16 protein-coding genes are annotated in these 14,695 nt (G+C 67.9%); 3 read left to right on the plus strand and 13 right to left on the minus strand.

Going from position 1 to position 14,695, the window contains the following annotated elements:
* Positions 1–257 precede the first annotated feature (257 nt).
* Complete coding sequence (rpmG, locus tag ASD86_RS11435; protein ID WP_031370656.1) at positions 258–422, minus strand: 50S ribosomal protein L33; 165 nt, start codon at positions 420–422, stop codon at positions 258–260.
* A gap of 13 nt (positions 423–435) precedes the next feature.
* Positions 436–672, minus strand: a complete 237-nt coding sequence (rpmB, locus tag ASD86_RS11440; protein ID WP_036107951.1) for a 50S ribosomal protein L28 — start codon at positions 670–672, stop codon at positions 436–438.
* A 332-nt stretch (positions 673–1,004) separates the two neighbouring features.
* On the opposite strand from rpmB, the gene ASD86_RS11445 reads away from it, so the two are divergent.
* The gene (locus ASD86_RS11445) at positions 1,005–1,400 is read left to right on the plus strand and encodes a GFA family protein (protein WP_056110438.1); all 396 of its coding nucleotides are present in this window, start codon (positions 1,005–1,007) and stop codon (positions 1,398–1,400) included.
* A 17-nt stretch (positions 1,401–1,417) separates the two neighbouring features.
* On the opposite strand, the gene ASD86_RS11450 is transcribed toward ASD86_RS11445, so the two are convergent.
* From ASD86_RS11450 to ASD86_RS11485, 8 genes are all read right to left on the minus strand, one after another.
* Positions 1,418–1,753 carry a lipid-A-disaccharide synthase N-terminal domain-containing protein gene (locus ASD86_RS11450; RefSeq protein ID WP_056110440.1) on the minus strand — a complete coding sequence of 112 codons (336 nt, stop codon included), beginning with the start codon at positions 1,751–1,753 and terminating at the stop codon, positions 1,418–1,420.
* A gap of 10 nt (positions 1,754–1,763) precedes the next feature.
* Complete coding sequence (locus ASD86_RS11455) at positions 1,764–2,489, minus strand: glycosyltransferase family 2 protein (protein WP_056110441.1); 726 nt, start codon at positions 2,487–2,489, stop codon at positions 1,764–1,766.
* Positions 2,490–2,830: 341 nt separating this feature from the next.
* Positions 2,831–3,796, minus strand: a complete 966-nt coding sequence (locus ASD86_RS11460; protein ID WP_056110443.1) for an NAD-dependent epimerase/dehydratase family protein — start codon at positions 3,794–3,796, stop codon at positions 2,831–2,833.
* Between the two features lie 513 nt (positions 3,797–4,309).
* On the minus strand, positions 4,310–4,741 hold the full coding sequence (locus ASD86_RS11465) for a hypothetical protein (protein WP_056110445.1): 432 nt from the start codon (positions 4,739–4,741) through the stop codon (positions 4,310–4,312).
* Between the two features lie 386 nt (positions 4,742–5,127).
* On the minus strand, positions 5,128–6,045 hold the full coding sequence (locus ASD86_RS11470; RefSeq protein WP_056110446.1) for a ParB/RepB/Spo0J family partition protein: 918 nt from the start codon (positions 6,043–6,045) through the stop codon (positions 5,128–5,130).
* A complete protein-coding gene (locus ASD86_RS11475; RefSeq protein WP_036107979.1) occupies positions 6,042–6,860 on the minus strand; it encodes an AAA family ATPase in 819 nt (272 codons plus the stop codon). Before ASD86_RS11475 ends, ASD86_RS11470 begins: the two co-directional genes overlap by 4 nt.
* Before the next feature lie 189 nt (positions 6,861–7,049).
* Entirely contained in the window at positions 7,050–7,715 is a 666-nt protein-coding gene (gene rsmG / locus ASD86_RS11480) for a 16S rRNA (guanine(527)-N(7))-methyltransferase RsmG (RefSeq protein ID WP_056110448.1), read from the minus strand.
* Between the two features lie 207 nt (positions 7,716–7,922).
* Positions 7,923–8,531 carry a 4'-phosphopantetheinyl transferase superfamily protein gene (locus ASD86_RS11485; RefSeq protein ID WP_082578271.1) on the minus strand — a complete coding sequence of 203 codons (609 nt, stop codon included), beginning with the start codon at positions 8,529–8,531 and terminating at the stop codon, positions 7,923–7,925.
* A 218-nt stretch (positions 8,532–8,749) separates the two neighbouring features.
* On the opposite strand from ASD86_RS11485, the gene ASD86_RS11490 reads away from it, so the two are divergent.
* Together ASD86_RS11490 and ASD86_RS11495 are read left to right on the plus strand one after the other, a co-directional pair.
* Positions 8,750–10,147 carry an AMP-binding protein gene (locus ASD86_RS11490; protein ID WP_082578272.1) on the plus strand — a complete coding sequence of 466 codons (1,398 nt, stop codon included), beginning with the start codon at positions 8,750–8,752 and terminating at the stop codon, positions 10,145–10,147.
* A 307-nt stretch (positions 10,148–10,454) separates the two neighbouring features.
* Positions 10,455–10,730 carry a GlsB/YeaQ/YmgE family stress response membrane protein gene (locus tag ASD86_RS11495; protein ID WP_056110450.1) on the plus strand — a complete coding sequence of 92 codons (276 nt, stop codon included), beginning with the start codon at positions 10,455–10,457 and terminating at the stop codon, positions 10,728–10,730.
* Positions 10,731–11,309: 579 nt separating this feature from the next.
* Here ASD86_RS11495 and xth read toward each other — a convergent pair.
* Genes xth through ASD86_RS11510 form a run of 3 tightly spaced genes read right to left on the minus strand, consistent with a single transcriptional unit; the run spans position 11,310 to position 14,615 of the window.
* Positions 11,310–12,080, minus strand: a complete 771-nt coding sequence (xth, locus tag ASD86_RS11500) for an exodeoxyribonuclease III (protein WP_056110452.1) — start codon at positions 12,078–12,080, stop codon at positions 11,310–11,312.
* 28 nt (positions 12,081–12,108) lie between these two features.
* Positions 12,109–13,356: a hypothetical protein gene (locus ASD86_RS11505; protein ID WP_056110454.1), complete on the minus strand. Its 1,248-nt coding sequence runs from the start codon at positions 13,354–13,356 to the stop codon at positions 12,109–12,111.
* Positions 13,353–14,615 (minus strand): hypothetical protein, encoded by a 1,263-nt coding sequence (locus ASD86_RS11510; protein ID WP_157476512.1) that lies wholly within the window; start codon positions 14,613–14,615, stop codon positions 13,353–13,355. Before ASD86_RS11510 ends, ASD86_RS11505 begins: the two co-directional genes overlap by 4 nt.
* Positions 14,616–14,695: the final 80 nt, after the last annotated feature.

Here is a 14,695-nt window from a genome sequence, read left to right on the forward strand (position 1 = left end):
GCGAATCCCCCGCGCTGCGGTTTCGATTCGACTTCGAGCCTGTGCCGGGCGCTCGCCCCCTTTTGCAAAGTGGGCATGGTTGGCGCGCATGTTCGCTCGGCCAGGCGGGCGGCTTCGCGTCGATCCTTGGTAAAAACCTCGCGCAAAAGAAAACCCGCCATGTAGGCGGGTTCGCTTTTGAAGGCTCTGGATCCCCGCTTTCGCGGGGATGAAGCAATGGCAAAGGCGTTTGCGCTATGCGCGAACGCGCCATTGCATCACTTGATCTTGCCTTCCTTGTAGATCACGTGCTTGCGGACGACGGGGTCGTACTTCTTGACCTCCATCTTCGCCGGGGTGTTCTTCTTGTTCTTGTCGGTCGTGTAGAAGTGACCGGTGTTCGCCGTCGAGATCAGGCGGATCTTGTCGCGCTTGGAAGCCATGGTTCGATCCTCCTCAGATCTTTTCGCCGCGTGCGCGGAGTTCGGCGAGGACGGAATCGATACCGTTCTTGTCGATGGTGCGCAGGGCATTGGCGGAAACACGCAGCTTCACCCAACGGTTCTCACTGGCGACCCAGAAGCGGCGCTCGTGCAGGTTGGGCATGAAACGGCGGCGGGTCTTGTTCATGGCATGCGAGACGTTGTTGCCAGTCGTCGTTCGCTTGCCCGTTACTTGGCATACGCGGGACATTACGCACCTCGAGAGGAGTCTTGCTTCCCTTGGCCAGGGAGGCGGCGGCCCCGGCACCGCGCTCTTTCGAAGCCGGGCACCGCGCGATACAGGTAAGGAATTCACGCCGCACGTGGCGGTCCGGAATCGCGCTTCCGGGGCCGCCCGGTGATGCCCCTAAGGGCAGCCGGACGCAGCGAGCCGCGAATTATGCCGGTAAATTCAAGCCGGAACAAGCACTTGGCGATCACGATCGCGAGGGGCGGCGGCCAAGGCGCGATACTCTCCCGGGCCGGGCCGCAAGCGCCTTATCCCATCCCGCATCCACGCCCCGCCTCAGCAAGGAGACCCGCATGAGCCGTCGCGCCGCATCTTGCGACTGTGGCCAGTTAAGCCTGATCTGCGAAGGCGAGCCGGTGCGTGTCTCGGTCTGTCACTGCCTGGCCTGCCGACGCCGTACCGGCAGCGCGTTCGGCTGGCAAGCGCGGTTTCCGCGCGAAGCGGTGACCATCGAGGGCGAGTCGCGCGAATACGTGCGACGAGGCGACAGCGGCAGTTCGGCCCGGTTCGGCTTCTGCCCGGTCTGCGCGTCGACCGTCTACTGGCGGGCCGAGGGGTTGGAAGCGTTCGTCACCGTCGCGGTCGGCGCCTTCGCCGATCCGGATTTTCCGCCGCCGGGGGTATCGGTCTACGACGGCAGGCGCTCGGGCTGGATCCAGATGCCGCGGGGCTGCGAGATCATCGACTGACCCGGCCGGCCCACGCCTCAGTGACTGGCGCGGTCGCGGTGCCAGCCGCGGTGCTTGATGTCCAGGTACAGGCTGTAGGCGGCGGTGAAGGCTGGGAACAGGTTCTGGATCACCCCGACCGAGTCCTGCTTTTGCGAGAACACGAAGTAGCTCAGGGTCATGACGCTGCCGACCAGGCTCATGTACCAGAACGCGCGCGGGATCACCGGCTTGCCCTGGCGCTTGCTGGCGACGAACTGGACCAGCCAGCGGCCGCCGAACATCAGCGCGCCGACCAGGCCGATCAGCTTCCACGGCGACATGTGCAGACCGGTCCAGGTCAGCCATTCGATCGGCGAATTCATGAAGTCCATGGCGACGACCTCAGCGTTCGACGATCTGGGTCAGCTTGCCGCGACGGATCAGCCAGGCCACCCCGCGCAAATCGCTGATGCCCACCAGGGCCCGGTTGAGGTTGTTGTACTTGGACACACCGGTGCTGCGCTGGCGGTGATTCACCGGCACGCTCAGGGTTTTCCAGCCGGCGCGCTGCATCAGCGCCGGCAGGTAGCGGTGCATGTGATTGAAATACGGCAGTTCCAGGAACGCGGCGCGTTCGAACAACTTGATGCCGCAGCCGGTGTCGGGGGTGTCGTCGCGCAGCATGCGGCGGCGGATCGCATTGGCCCATTTCGACGCCCAGCGCTTGCTGCCCGAGTCCTGGCGGTTGACCCGCCAGCCGGCGAACAGGCGCACGTCGCTGGCGGATTCGGCGCGCTTGGCCAGCAGCTTGGGGATGTCGGCCGGGTCGTTCTGGCCGTCGCCGTCGAGGGTCGCGATCCAGGCGCCACGCGCGGCCTTGACCCCGTTGCGCACCGCGGTGCTCTGGCCGCTCTGGGTCACGTGGTGCAGCACGCGCAGCTCGGGCACGCCGGCCTTGAGCGCTTCGAGTGCCGCCAGGGTGCCATCGCGCGAATGGTCGTCCACGTAGACGATCTCGAAATCGGTCACCCCGCGCAGCGCGGTGACGATTTCCTGGATCAGCGGCGCGACGTTGTCCTGTTCGTTGAACACAGGCACGACGACGGAGAGGTGTGGGGATTGGGTCATCGATGGGATTCGCGAGGGTGCGGGTATTTCAGCCCGGGGCGTGGTCGGCGTGGAGTGATGGATGCCGGCGTGGCGGACCCGGGGCAGTGGACGTCAGGTTCGCCGGCGAGGATGGGCCGTCGTCGGCGAAAAACACCGGCAGCTTAAGCCCCGGCCGCGCTGACGTGAACGGCCGGGGCTCCGGCATTCGGCCGGCGATCATGAAAACGCGGACATCGGCGGCGGTCGCCGCGTGCTCGCCGACATCGTGGCTTGGCGGTGCCCGACGGCACGCGATGGCCTCGACGGGCGGGTTCGGGCGGGATCAGGATCGGGATACTTCGCTGTAATGGCAGTGAATGTCAGGCATCGTCGCCGAAATAGTCGCGGCACCAAGCGACCACCCGCGGCAGGCCCAGTTCGATCGCGGTCGCCGGCTCGAATCCGAACGCGGCCCGGGCGCGCGAGGTGTCGGCCATGGTTTCGATCATGTCGCCGGGCTGCATCGGCTTGTAGATCTTTTCGGCCGGGCGGCCGGCGGCGTCGGCGATGACCTGGATGAAGCGTTCCAGTTCGACCGGGGTGTGGTTGCCCAGGTTGAACACCCGGTGCGGCGGGTCCTGCTCGGGCGGATGGTCCAGCGCGCCGATCACCCCGGCGACGATGTCGTCGATGTAGGTGAAGTCGCGGCGCATCCTGCCGTGGTTGAACACTTCGATCGGGCGGCCGGCGAGCACCGCGCGCGAGAACAGCAGCGGCGCCATGTCCGGCCGGCCCCAGGGGCCGTAGACGGTGAAGAAGCGCAGGCCGGTCGAACGCAGGCCGTACAGGTGCGCGTAGGTGTGCGCCATCAGCTCGTTGGCGGCCTTGGTCGCCGCGTACAGCGAGCGCGGCTGGTCGATGCGCTGGTCTTCCGAGAACGGCGGCTTGGCCGAGTCGCCGTACACCGACGAGGAACTGGCGTAGGCCAGGTGCTGCACGCCGCGATGGCGGCACAGTTCGAGCAGGTTGACGAAGCCGACCAGGTTGCTGTCGACGTAGGCATGCGGGTTGCTCAGCGAATAGCGCACGCCGGCCTGCGCGGCCAGGTGGACGACCCGTTCGAAGGCGAATTCGTCGAACAGCGCGGCCAGGCCGTCGCGATCGCCCAGGTCGAGCGCGCGGATGTCGACGTCCGCGCACAGCGCCTGCACGCGATCGCGCTTGAGCTGGGGATCGTAGTAATCGTTGTAGTTGTCGAGGCCGACGACGTCGCGACCCTGCGCGCGTAGGGCGCGGCAGACGTTGGCGCCGATGAAGCCGGCCGCGCCGGTGACTAGCAGGGTCATTCGAGGGGAAGTTGGCTGACGATGCGCAAAGTGTCGCTCAGTTCGTTTGCATTGGCTGCATCGATCCGCAGATGCACGGTCCACGGGTAGCGCGCGGATCGCGGCGAGAACAGGGTTTCGCGGGCCTACGCGCCGTCGTCGCGGGTCTGGAACCAACGCGCCGGGCGGCCGTCGATGGCGCCCTCGGCGACGGGCTGGCGCTACAGCGGATCATCCGGCCCGGGCTGCCGCGGGACATCGATCAGGGTGTCCGGAACCGACGGGTACGACGGTTCCGGCAGCGGCGGGCGATGGCTCACCTCGCCGGGACACATCGGCGGAAGCGGCGGCGAAGGCGCCGCTTCCAGCACGACGCTCGGCAGCAGGGCTTTGATTATTCGGGGATTTCCCTATCCGCCGGCCGGGCTGGTGCGACTCGGCGGGCCGCGGCGACGGCCCGCATGGTGCGCCCGTCGCCGCTCGACCGATTTACTGCATGCCGGTTTACTGCATGCCGGTTTACTGCGTACCGACTTACTGCACCGCGACCTGGCGTGCCAGGCCGAAGGCCTCGTCCAACTGCTCGGCGGTGGCCGCGTCGATCCAGGTGTAGATCCGGAGCTTGCTCTTGGGCTTGTCGCCCGGCAGGTTGACCAGCGCTTCGCGCGAGTAGGGGCGCGCGTTGTTGACGGTCTGCTTCTTGAACCACTGCACCTGCTGGCTGCCGACGGTGCCCTTCTCGGCGCGCGCCTTCTTGTTCGGCTTGAAGGTGCGATTGCCCAGGTAGACCCCGAACCCGCTGCCCGAGCCCAGGCTGGACGGCAGCTCCAGGTAGCAGATCGTGTAGTTCGCGCCCTGGCGCTGGCTCCACTTCAACTCCGGATTCTTCAGTTCCGGGCAGGACCCGGTCTGCGCCAAAGCCATAACCGGTGCCAGCATCAATGCGGCGGCGGCCAACCATTTCATGTGCAATCTCCTTATCGGTGGTGTGGATCGTTTGCGGCGACAACGTTTCGCGCCCGGCCGGAGCAAGTCCGGCAGGCGTCATTAACGAGATCGAATGCGTCAGTTTAGTGGATTATCCCCAAGCACCCGGGCGGGACGTCACAGGACGGCTCCGGGCGACCCGCGCAGGGCGGGCGAGGACAGGCTAGTGCGGATCAGTCGAGCCGGTGCTCTGGACTCGCGGCGAGAACGGCCGATCAGAGCGCCTCACGGTTAGAGCCGCGCCCGCGAATGACCGCCGAGAGTGCCAGCGACGGGCAGGCACATGGTCGCCGCGCAAGATCACGATGGTGTGGGGCTTCGGCCGCGACGCGCTGGTCCCGGCCGCATCGAAGCCTCGAGCGGACTCAGTCGACCGCTTTGCCGCGCAGTTTTTCCAGCACGCCTTCGAGCGAATCCAGGTCGCTGTAATGGATCACCAGCCGGCCCTTGCCGGCGCGGCCGTGCAGCACGTTGACCTTGGTGTTCAGCGATTCGGACAGCTCGCGCTCAAGCGTGGCGATGTCGGCCTGCGGCTTGGCCTTGACCGGCTTGGGCTTGCCGGCGACCGGGATCTTGCCGGCGGCCAGTTGCTGTACCCGGTGCTCGACTTCGCGCACCGACCAGCCCGCCTCGGCGGCCTGGCGCGCGACCGCGATCGCGGCCTGCGGCGCCAGGGTCAGCAGCGCGCGCGCATGGCCCATTTCCAGCGCGCGGGTTTCCACCAGCACCCGGATCTCGGCCGGCAGTTCCAGCAGGCGCAGCAGGTTGGACACCGCCGCGCGCGAACGGCCGACCGCTTCGGCGGCCTGGGCGTGGGTCAGGTCGAATTCGTCGATCAGGCGGCTGAGCGCCTGCGCTTCTTCCAGCGGGTTGAGGTCTTCGCGCTGGATGTTCTCGATCAGCGCCATCGCGACCACGGTGCGGTCGTCGACTTCGCGGATCACCACGGGGATCGTGCTCAGCCCGGCCAGGCGCGAGGCGCGCCAGCGGCGTTCGCCGGCGATGATTTCGTAGGTCTTGCCGCCGCGTTCGCCGATCTCGCGCACCACGATGGGCTGGATCACGCCCTGGGCCTTGATCGACTCGGCCAGCTCGGCCAGCTTGGCTTCGTCCCAGTGCTTGCGCGGCTGGTACTTGCCCGCGCTCAGCGAATCGACCGGCAGGTTGCGCAGCAGGTCGCCGGGCTGGGCCTCGACCAGGGCCGGCGCCTCGGCGGCGGCCTTCGGGCCAAGCAGGGCTTCCAGGCCGCGGCCCAGGCCGCGCTTCTTGGCGGGATTGCTCATGCCGCGGTCTCCGCGCTGGCGGGGCGCGCGCCGGCCTTGGCGGCCTGGTCGCGTTCGCGCTGGCGGCGCAGCACTTCGCCGGCCAGGCCCATGTAGGCGATGCCGCCGCGGCTGGCCTTGTCGTAACCGACGATGCTCTGGCCGTAGCTCGGCGCTTCGGCCAGGCGCACGTTGCGCGGCACGATGGTGCGGAACACGCGGTCGCCGAAGTGGGTGGTCAGGTCGGCCGACACGGCGTTGGCGAGGTTGTTGCGCACGTCGAACATGGTGCGCAGCACGCCTTCGATTTCCAGTGACGGATTCAGATTGGCCTTGAGCGCCTCGATCGTGTCGACCAGCGCGCTCAGGCCTTCCAGGGCGTAGTACTCGCACTGCATCGGCACGATGATCGAGTCGGCCGCGGTCAGCGCGTTCAAGGTCAGCAGCGACAGCGCCGGCGGGCAGTCGATCAGGATGTAGTCGTAGCTGCCGCGCAGCGGCGCCAGCGCGCGCTTGAGCCGCTGCTCGCGCTCGTCCTGGTTCATCAGGCTGATTTCGGCCGCGGTCAGGTCGATGTTGCCGGGCAGCAGGTCGAAATCCTCCTGCGTGCGCACGATCGTCGCGGCCGCGTCGGCTTCGCCGAGCAGCACGTCGCACACCGAATTCTCCAGCTGGCGCTTGTCGATGCCGCTGCCCATGGTCGCGTTGCCCTGCGGGTCCAGGTCGACGAGCAGCACCTTCTTGGGCGTACGTGCGAGCGCGGCGGCCAGATTGACCGCGGTGGTGGTCTTGCCGACCCCGCCCTTTTGGTTGGCGACGGCGATGATGCGGGCCATGCGGCTCGTCCCCTGCTGTTCGGTGTGATGACGAAAGAAAGCGGACGGCGCCTGGCGCCGGCCGGACTGGGGATTATGCCCGCGCCGGCTGCCCCGCGCTTGCGCAGGAGGCGGTGGGCCGTCAAGACGCCCGGCGACAGACGCTCGGACGGGTCGCCGTATGGTACTCGCCCGGCGCGAACGCCCCGATCAGCCTTCGCCGCGGCGGCCCACGGTCACCATGTGGCGCTCGCCGACCAGCCCGGGCACCTGCAGCGCTTCGACCGCGCGCACTTCCCAGCCGTCCGGCAGCGCGGCGATTTCCTCGTCCGGGCGCTGGCCTTTCATCGCCAGCAGCACCCCGCCGGGCTTGAGCAGGTGGCCGCCGAGTTCGAGGATCAGCGGCAAGGTCGCCAGCGCGCGCGCGGTGATGGCGTCATAGGCGCCGGGCTCGGCGAACGCTTCGATCCGCGATTCGGCCACCCGCGCGTCCTTCAACCCGAGCTGGCGCAGTGCTTCGCGCATGAAGCGGGCCTTCTTGCCGTTGCTCTCGACCAGGGTCACGCGCAGGCCGGGTTTGACGATCGACAGCGGAATGCCCGGCAGGCCGGCGCCGGTGCCCAGGTCGGCCAGCGCGCCGCCGCGTTGGGCCAGGCTGTCGACGTAGCGGTGCATGGCCAGCGAATCGAGCAGGTGCTTGCCGACCATCTCGTGCGGGTCGCGCACGGCGGTGAGGTTGTAGGTGCGGTTCCAGCGCGCGAGCAGGGCCAGGTAGTCCAGCAGCGGCGCGGCCAGGGCCGGGTCGAGCGCGAGCGCGGTCAGGCCGGATTCGAGGTCGGCGCGTAGTGCGGGCGGCAGGGGGATAGGAGCGGTCATGCGGGGATTATCGCTGATCGCGTAAGGGCGATTCGCTGGGGGCGAGAGCGATGGCGGGTGTGGAGCGGCGTGGCGCGCGGGTGTTTTTCGATTGCGAGTGTCGCCGTCGTCCCGGGTTTGCGCGGTAGTTGCGGGTTCGCGGTCGCGGCTTGTGACCGAAGGAAATCCAGTAGGACGCCGCTCCTACAGGGGCGCATCGACGTTGCGCTAAGACGTGTGGGGACGCCACGCGAGGGCGCCCAGGTAACCGGGCTCGGGCGCGATTTCGCTCAGCCGCCACTGCGCCGGTTCGCCCAGGGCCGGGTCGCATTCGATCAGGCGCAGGGCACCGTCGTGTTCGGCGAAACGCAGTTTTTCCAGGCCGAACGACAGCCCGTGGCCATGCGCCTTGAGCACCGCTTCCTTGGCGCACCACAGACGCAAGAAGGCGCGGTCCAGGTCGGGGTGGGTCGCCAGCCACGCGGTTTCTGCGTCGGTGAAATAGCGCCGCGCGATCTGGATCGCGCGCGGCCGGCGCTGCAATCGCTCCAGATCGACCCCGACCCGCGCCCGCGGCGCCAGCGCGACCAGCAGGCGTTCGCCGCTGTGGCTCCAGTTGCAGTCGTAGTCCTGGTGCGGCGGGCTCAGGTGCGGGCGCTGACGTTCGTCGCGCCACAGCGACAGGTCCGGATCGCGCAGCTGCGCGGCCAGCCAGCGCCGGGCTTCGGGTTCGGCCGGCTGCCCGTGCGCATGCGCCAGGCCGGTCCAGCGCACCGCGCCATCGTCGGATTGGTGGATCGCATCGATGGGGAAAGGTGAACGGCCGGACAGGGACATGAACGAGCGATTCTTGGCGGGCGCCGGGCCGCTCAGCGTAAGCTAAACCCTTGGGGCGGGTTGGTTGATACGCGATCAGGCCACGAACGCAGCGCGGGGGCGCGGCGGCGTGGGCATCGCGCAGGCTCGGGCGGCCATCGGCCGTCAGCGTGCGATTCAGCTGGACCGGAGCAAGTTGCGTACACGACAAGCGGCCATAGCCGCGGGACAAACACTTGATGTCAGCGGTTTTCGATCCGAGCCAGAACGCGCTCAGCCAGGATCTTGCCTCGTCCGAGGCCGACGTCTTCGCCCTCGTGGCCGGCGCTTCGCATCGCGCGCTCGCGTTCGGCGCCGACGGCATCGTCGAGCGGGCCCGTTTCGAACGTGAAGTGCGCGCGCTGGCGGCCACGCTGCCGCAGGCGCAGCACGCGGTGAACCTGTGCGAAAACCGTTATCGCTTCCTGGTCGCGCTGTGCGCGGTGGCCTTGCGCGGTCAGACCAATCTGTTGCCGTCCTCGCGCGCGCCGGCGGTGGTCGAGGACGTGCTGGCGCGCTACGCCGACAGTTACTGCATCGGCGACGAAGCGCTGGACCCGGCGCCGCCGCGTTATCTGCAATTGCCGTCCAGCTTGGCCGAACTCGACGGCGAACTCTTGCAGGTCGATGCGCGGGCGCTGTTGGCGATCGGCTTCACCTCCGGCAGCACCGGCCAGCCCAAGCCGAACCCGAAGACCTGGCAGGCGTTCCGCACCAGCACCGCGCAGAACCTGACCGCGCTCGGCGATCTGCTGCGCGCCGATGAGGTCACCTTCCTGGTCGCGACCGTGCCGCCGCAGCATATGTACGGCATGGAGATGTCGGTGCTGCTGCCCTTGCTCGGACCGGTCGCGGTCCACGCGCAGCGCCCGTTTTTCCCCGGCGATGTCGCGCGCGCCTTGAGCGATGCGCCGACGCCGCCGCTGTTGGTGACCACGCCGGTGCATCTGCGCGCGCTGGTCGAATCCGGGATCGAACTGCCGGCGTTGGCCGGCATCGTCTCGGCGACCGCGCCGTTGCCGGCCGAACTCGCGCAAGCCGCCGAAGCGCGTTATCGCTGCGAAGTGCGCGAAGTGTTCGGTTCCACCGAAACCTGCGTGTTCGCGCGCCGCCGCACCGCGCGCGAAAGCGCGTGGACGCCGTTGCCGGGCGTGCGCGTATGCCCGCAACCCGACGGCACTGCGATCCACGCGCCGCATCTGCCCGAACCGGTGGTGCTGGCCGATCTGATGGAAGTCGAGGCCGACGGCCGTTTCGTGCTGCGCGGACGCAGCGCGGATCTGCTGGAAATCGCCGGCAAGCGCGCCTCGCTCGGCGATCTGACCCGCAAGCTGCTGGCGATCGATGGCGTCGTCGACGGCGTGGTGTTCCAGCTCGATGCCGCCGATGCGTTCGGCGTGCGCCGCATCGCCGCGTTGGTGGTCGCGCCGACGCTGAGCGAGCCGCAGATCGTCCATGCGCTGCGCCAGAGCATCGATCCGGTGTTTCTGCCGCGGCCGTTGCGTCGGGTGAGCGCATTGCCGCGCAACGAGACCGGCAAGCTACCGCGGCATGCGCTCGAAGCGATGCTGCACGCCGCCGACTCAACCGTCGAGTAAAGCGCCGCGGCGGATTTCGCGCGACGGTTTCTTCACGGCATCGTCTCTTCACGGCGTCGTCGCCAACGCAAAACCCGTGCATCCAAGAAGCGAACGCCTGGTCACGCGTTGTGTGAGCACGTTGTGCGTGCGCCGCGCATGCGTCGCGCGTACGGCGGCGGATCGTGACTGATTCATCCTGCAATCCGGGGTTTTTCTTACGCTGTCGTCACGCAGCGCGATCCAGACTGCGCTCGCCCTGTCAGGGCAAGACGACGCGCTTAGCCGCGCGACGTTTCGACATCATCGAATTGCCAGGAGGACGCACATGCTCGGTATCATCATTTGGCTGGTCGTAGGCGGCGTCATCGGTTGGATCGCCAGCATGATCATGAGGACCGATGGTCAGCAGGGCGTGTTCCTCAACATCATCGTCGGCATCGTCGGCGCGTTCCTGGGCGGTTGGCTCGGCGGCGTGCTCGGCATCGGCGCGGGAACCATCAACAGCGGCGCCTTCAACCTCGGCGGCCTGGTGCTGTCGCTGGTCGGCGCGGTAGTGCTGCTGGCGATCGTGAACCTGTTCCGTCGCGGTCGGGTGCGCTGAGCGCACCAAGCGCTCCAACGGTTTGCGTTGTTGAACGAGTGAACGTAAAAGGCCCGGCGATTGCCGGGCCTTTTACGTTTCTGGGATCGCGAAATTCTTCATGGATGTTATTCCCGCGAAGGCGGGCTCTGCGGTACTTCGGCGAAGCCGAACATCCAGAGACTTCAGCGACATCTCACCAGATCGTCATTCCCGCGAAGGCGGGCTCCGCTTTACTTCGGCGAAGCCGAACATCCAGAGGCTTCAGCGTCACCTCTCCAGACCGTCATTCCCGCGAAAGCGGGCTCCGCTTTACTTCGGCGAAGCCGAACATCCAGAGACTTCAGCGTCATGTCTCCAGAACGTCATTCCCGCGAAGGCGGGCTCCGCTTTACTTCGGCGAAGCCGAACATCCAGAGACTTCAGCGTCATCTCTCCAGGTCGTCATTCCCGCGAAAGCGGGAATCCAGCGACTTCAAGCGTTCTCGCACGAAAGGCACTGGATTCCCGCCTTCGCGGGAATGACGAGCAAAGACAAAATATTCAGGCCGCGGCTACCGAATCCAGTCCGAGTTGAACGGCATCAACACGCCGCGCGTATTACCCCGCCAACTCCACCCAAGCCGGCGCATGATCGCTCGGCCGATCCCAAGTGCGCGGTTCGCGGTCGATGCCGGCGGCCACGCAGCGGCCACGCAGGGATTCGGAAATCAGGGTCAGGTCGATGCGCAGGCCCAGGTTGCGGCGGAAGCCGGCCTGGCGGTAATCCCACCACGAGAACTGGCCCTCTTCCTGGTGGTGCAATCGATAAGCGTCGTGCAGCCCCAGCGACAGCAAGCGCTGCAAGGCGTCGCGTTCGGCGGTCGAGGTCAGGATGTGGTTTTCGTTCCACACCGCCGGGTCGTGGGTATCGCGCGCTTCCGGGGCGATGTTGAAATCGCCGAGCACGATCAGGTCCGGGTACTGGCGGATCTCCTGTTCGATCCACGCATGCACCGCGTCCAGCCAGCGCAGCTTGTAGGCGTATTTGTCGGTGCCCACGTCCTGGCCGTTGACCACGTACAGGTTGACGATGCGCACGCCGCCGACGGTGGCGGCGATCACGCGCTTTTGTTCGTCCTCGAACCCGGGGATGCCGATCTGCACGTCCTGCGCATTTTCGCGCGAGACGATGGCCACGCCGTTATAGGTCTTCTGCCCGGCGAACACGCTACGATAACCGGCCGCGCTCAGCGCGGTATCGGGAAAGCGCGGGTCCTCGAGCTTGGTTTCCTGCAGCGCGACGATGTCCGGCGCGAACCCGGCCAGCCACTGTTCCAGGTGCGGCAGGCGCACGTTGAGGGAGTTGACGTTCCAGCTGACGATTTTCATGGGCGTGAGTGTAGCCGGCGAAGCGCCGTCATGGCGGGGACGCGCCGGGCGTTTTGGCCGGCGGCTTGATAGACGCATTGGCCGGCGCGCGGCACAGCAGCGCCTGCGCCTGCGCGAACTGCGGGTGCACGGGCACGCGCTCGGGCGCGGACGTCAGGCCTTCCTTCAACAGCGCGCAGGCGTCGCGGCCGTGCTCGTCGCGCGAGCGCAGGTCCGCGCCATGGCGCACGAATGCGGCGATCAGGTCGAGGTCCATGGCGAACGCCATATCCGGTTCGGCCGCGGCCAGACGCTGTCCGAGTTGTTCGGCGTGCCACAGCAACGCGTTCTGCGCCACTGGCCCGGCGCCGGGGTAGGGCGAGGCGTTGACGTCGATGCCGGCGGCGACGAGCTGGTCCAGCGACTGTGCATCGACCACATATTCGAGCAACTGGTATTGCTGCCGGGCGGTGAAGCGGAAGCCGGCCTGGCGCCAGCTGCGCAGGCCGTCGATGCCCCAGGCGCGGAACACGTCGCCCAGTTCGTCGGCGCCGGTGTTGTTCGGGCAGTTTTCAGGCGAATCCCAGCCTACGTTGTCTACCAGTTCGACCGCGTCGGCGCGACCGCCGGGCTGGTTGCGCCGCCACAGCTCCAACCATTGCGGCAGGCGCGCGGGTTCGTTGCGATCGATCAGCACCGACAGCAGATAGCGCAGCGCCAGTTGTCGCTGCGCCAAGGTCGCGGCGCGATCGCCGGCCGCGGCCATGCTGGCGCCCAGGTGCATCAGCGTGTCGGTCGATACCGGTTCGGCCGGCGCGTAGGCCTGGGCGGCCTCGCTGCGGTCGAGATCGGCCAACACGCAGAACACGCCGGGCAGCGACAACGGCAGGTTCTTCATGCTCGCGCCGAGCGCGGCCGGTTCGCGCTTGGCCGCGGCGTCGCGCAGCAGATGCTCGATCGCATCGCGTCGCGCGGTTTGCAGCTCCTGCGCCGACTGCGCCTGCATCTGCACGACGAGGGCGTGGCTGGCGACGCCGAGCAGTAGCCCGAGCGCCCAGCCCAGCAGCGCCGCGCCGATGCTTCGCGCCAACACGCCGGTCACCAGGGCCGTGAACGCGCTGCCGGCGATGCACAGCACGCTCATGAAACGCTGCTGGCCGGCGGGGTAGTCGGCGTCGGCGAGCAGTTCGAGCACGACCCAACTGCCGATCGCGACGACGATCAGGCACAGCGCGAAGACTTGCTTGCCGGTGAGTTTCAACAGCGGCGTGGCGGCGGGCGGAGTGGTCTGATTCATGGCTGCGGTGCGGGCTGTGTTGGTGCCGGCTGCGTTGCGTCGCCTGGCGTCGCGGCCGATTCGGCCTTGGCTTCGGGTTGCCTGGCCGGCGCGATCGAACGCTTCGAACCGGCCGGACACAACGCGGTGCGGATGCGCTCGGCGGCCGCGCGGCGTTGCGGCGCGTCCTTGATCGTGTCGCGCTGCGCCTCGGTCTGGTCGAAGCGCCGGCACGGCGATACGCCGGATACCGAACGGGTCGGATCGACGCTGGCCTTCGCCAATGCTTCGACCAGATCGGCCAATTCGCCCGGATGTTCGCTGCGATCCAGCCGTGCGGACAGCTCGTCGACCTGCGCCGACAGCGCTTCCTGGCCGAGGTAATGCTCGTCGCCGAGCAACTTCGCGAAGGTCGGATCGGCGGCGAATAAGGCGTCGAGCATGGCCTTGGAACGCACCGCGCGCAGCGCCGGACGATGCTGATCGTCGGCGAAAACGAAGCCGGCCTGCATCCACATGCGCAAGCCCTCGTCGTGCCAGCGCCGGAACACCGGACCGGCCGGGTCGCCGAGATCACAGCCGCCGTAATCGCCTTCGAAATCCGGGGCGGTCAGCATCGCGCCCGGCGCATCGGGCTGCTCCAGGGTCGCTCGCCACAGCCGCGCCCACGCCGGAAACCGCGCGGTTTCCTCGCGATCGAGCAGGTAGCGCAGCACGGTCAGCAACGCGGCCTGTTTCTCCGCGCGCGGCCAGTCGCCTTCGACCACCGCGGTCGCCGCGGTGTGCAGATCCTTGCTCGGCAGCGCTTCGCCGTAGGCGTGATCGTTGAACCACAGCCAGCGTTCGAAGGTGTAGGTGGCGCCGCCGCCGAGCCCGCACAGCGCGCGCGGCGCGCTGAAGCCGCCCGGCAACGCGCGCAGCTGCGCGCGGATGCGCGCGCGATCGCCGCCGCGCACGGTCTGTTCGAATGCGGCGAACTGGGCCTTGTCGTGTTCGAACTGGCCGTAGCGGCGGCTGCCGACCAATTCCATGCTGAGCGGCAACGCGATCACCGCCGCGATCGCGCCGAATGCCAGGCCGGCCAGCGCTTGCAGCGGTTTGCGCATGTACGCGCCCCAGATCAGCACCGGCACCGGCAGCGCCGCGGCCACGGCGAGGCTGACCAGGACCGCATCGACGTAATCGAAGACTTCGGCCTCGGCGGTGCCGTAGGTCAGGGTGATCCACAGCAGCCACAGCGCCGCGGCGATCGGGTAGACCGCCAGCGAGTACCAGAACACGCGCCAGTCCGATCGCGCCGCGGGCAAGGGCGCGGGTTGCGGCGGCTGTTGTGAAAGCGGCTCTGGTACGGGCGATTCTG

The sequence above is a fragment of the Lysobacter sp. Root690 genome, assembly GCF_001427785.1.
GTDB lineage: Bacteria > Pseudomonadota > Gammaproteobacteria > Xanthomonadales > Xanthomonadaceae > Lysobacter.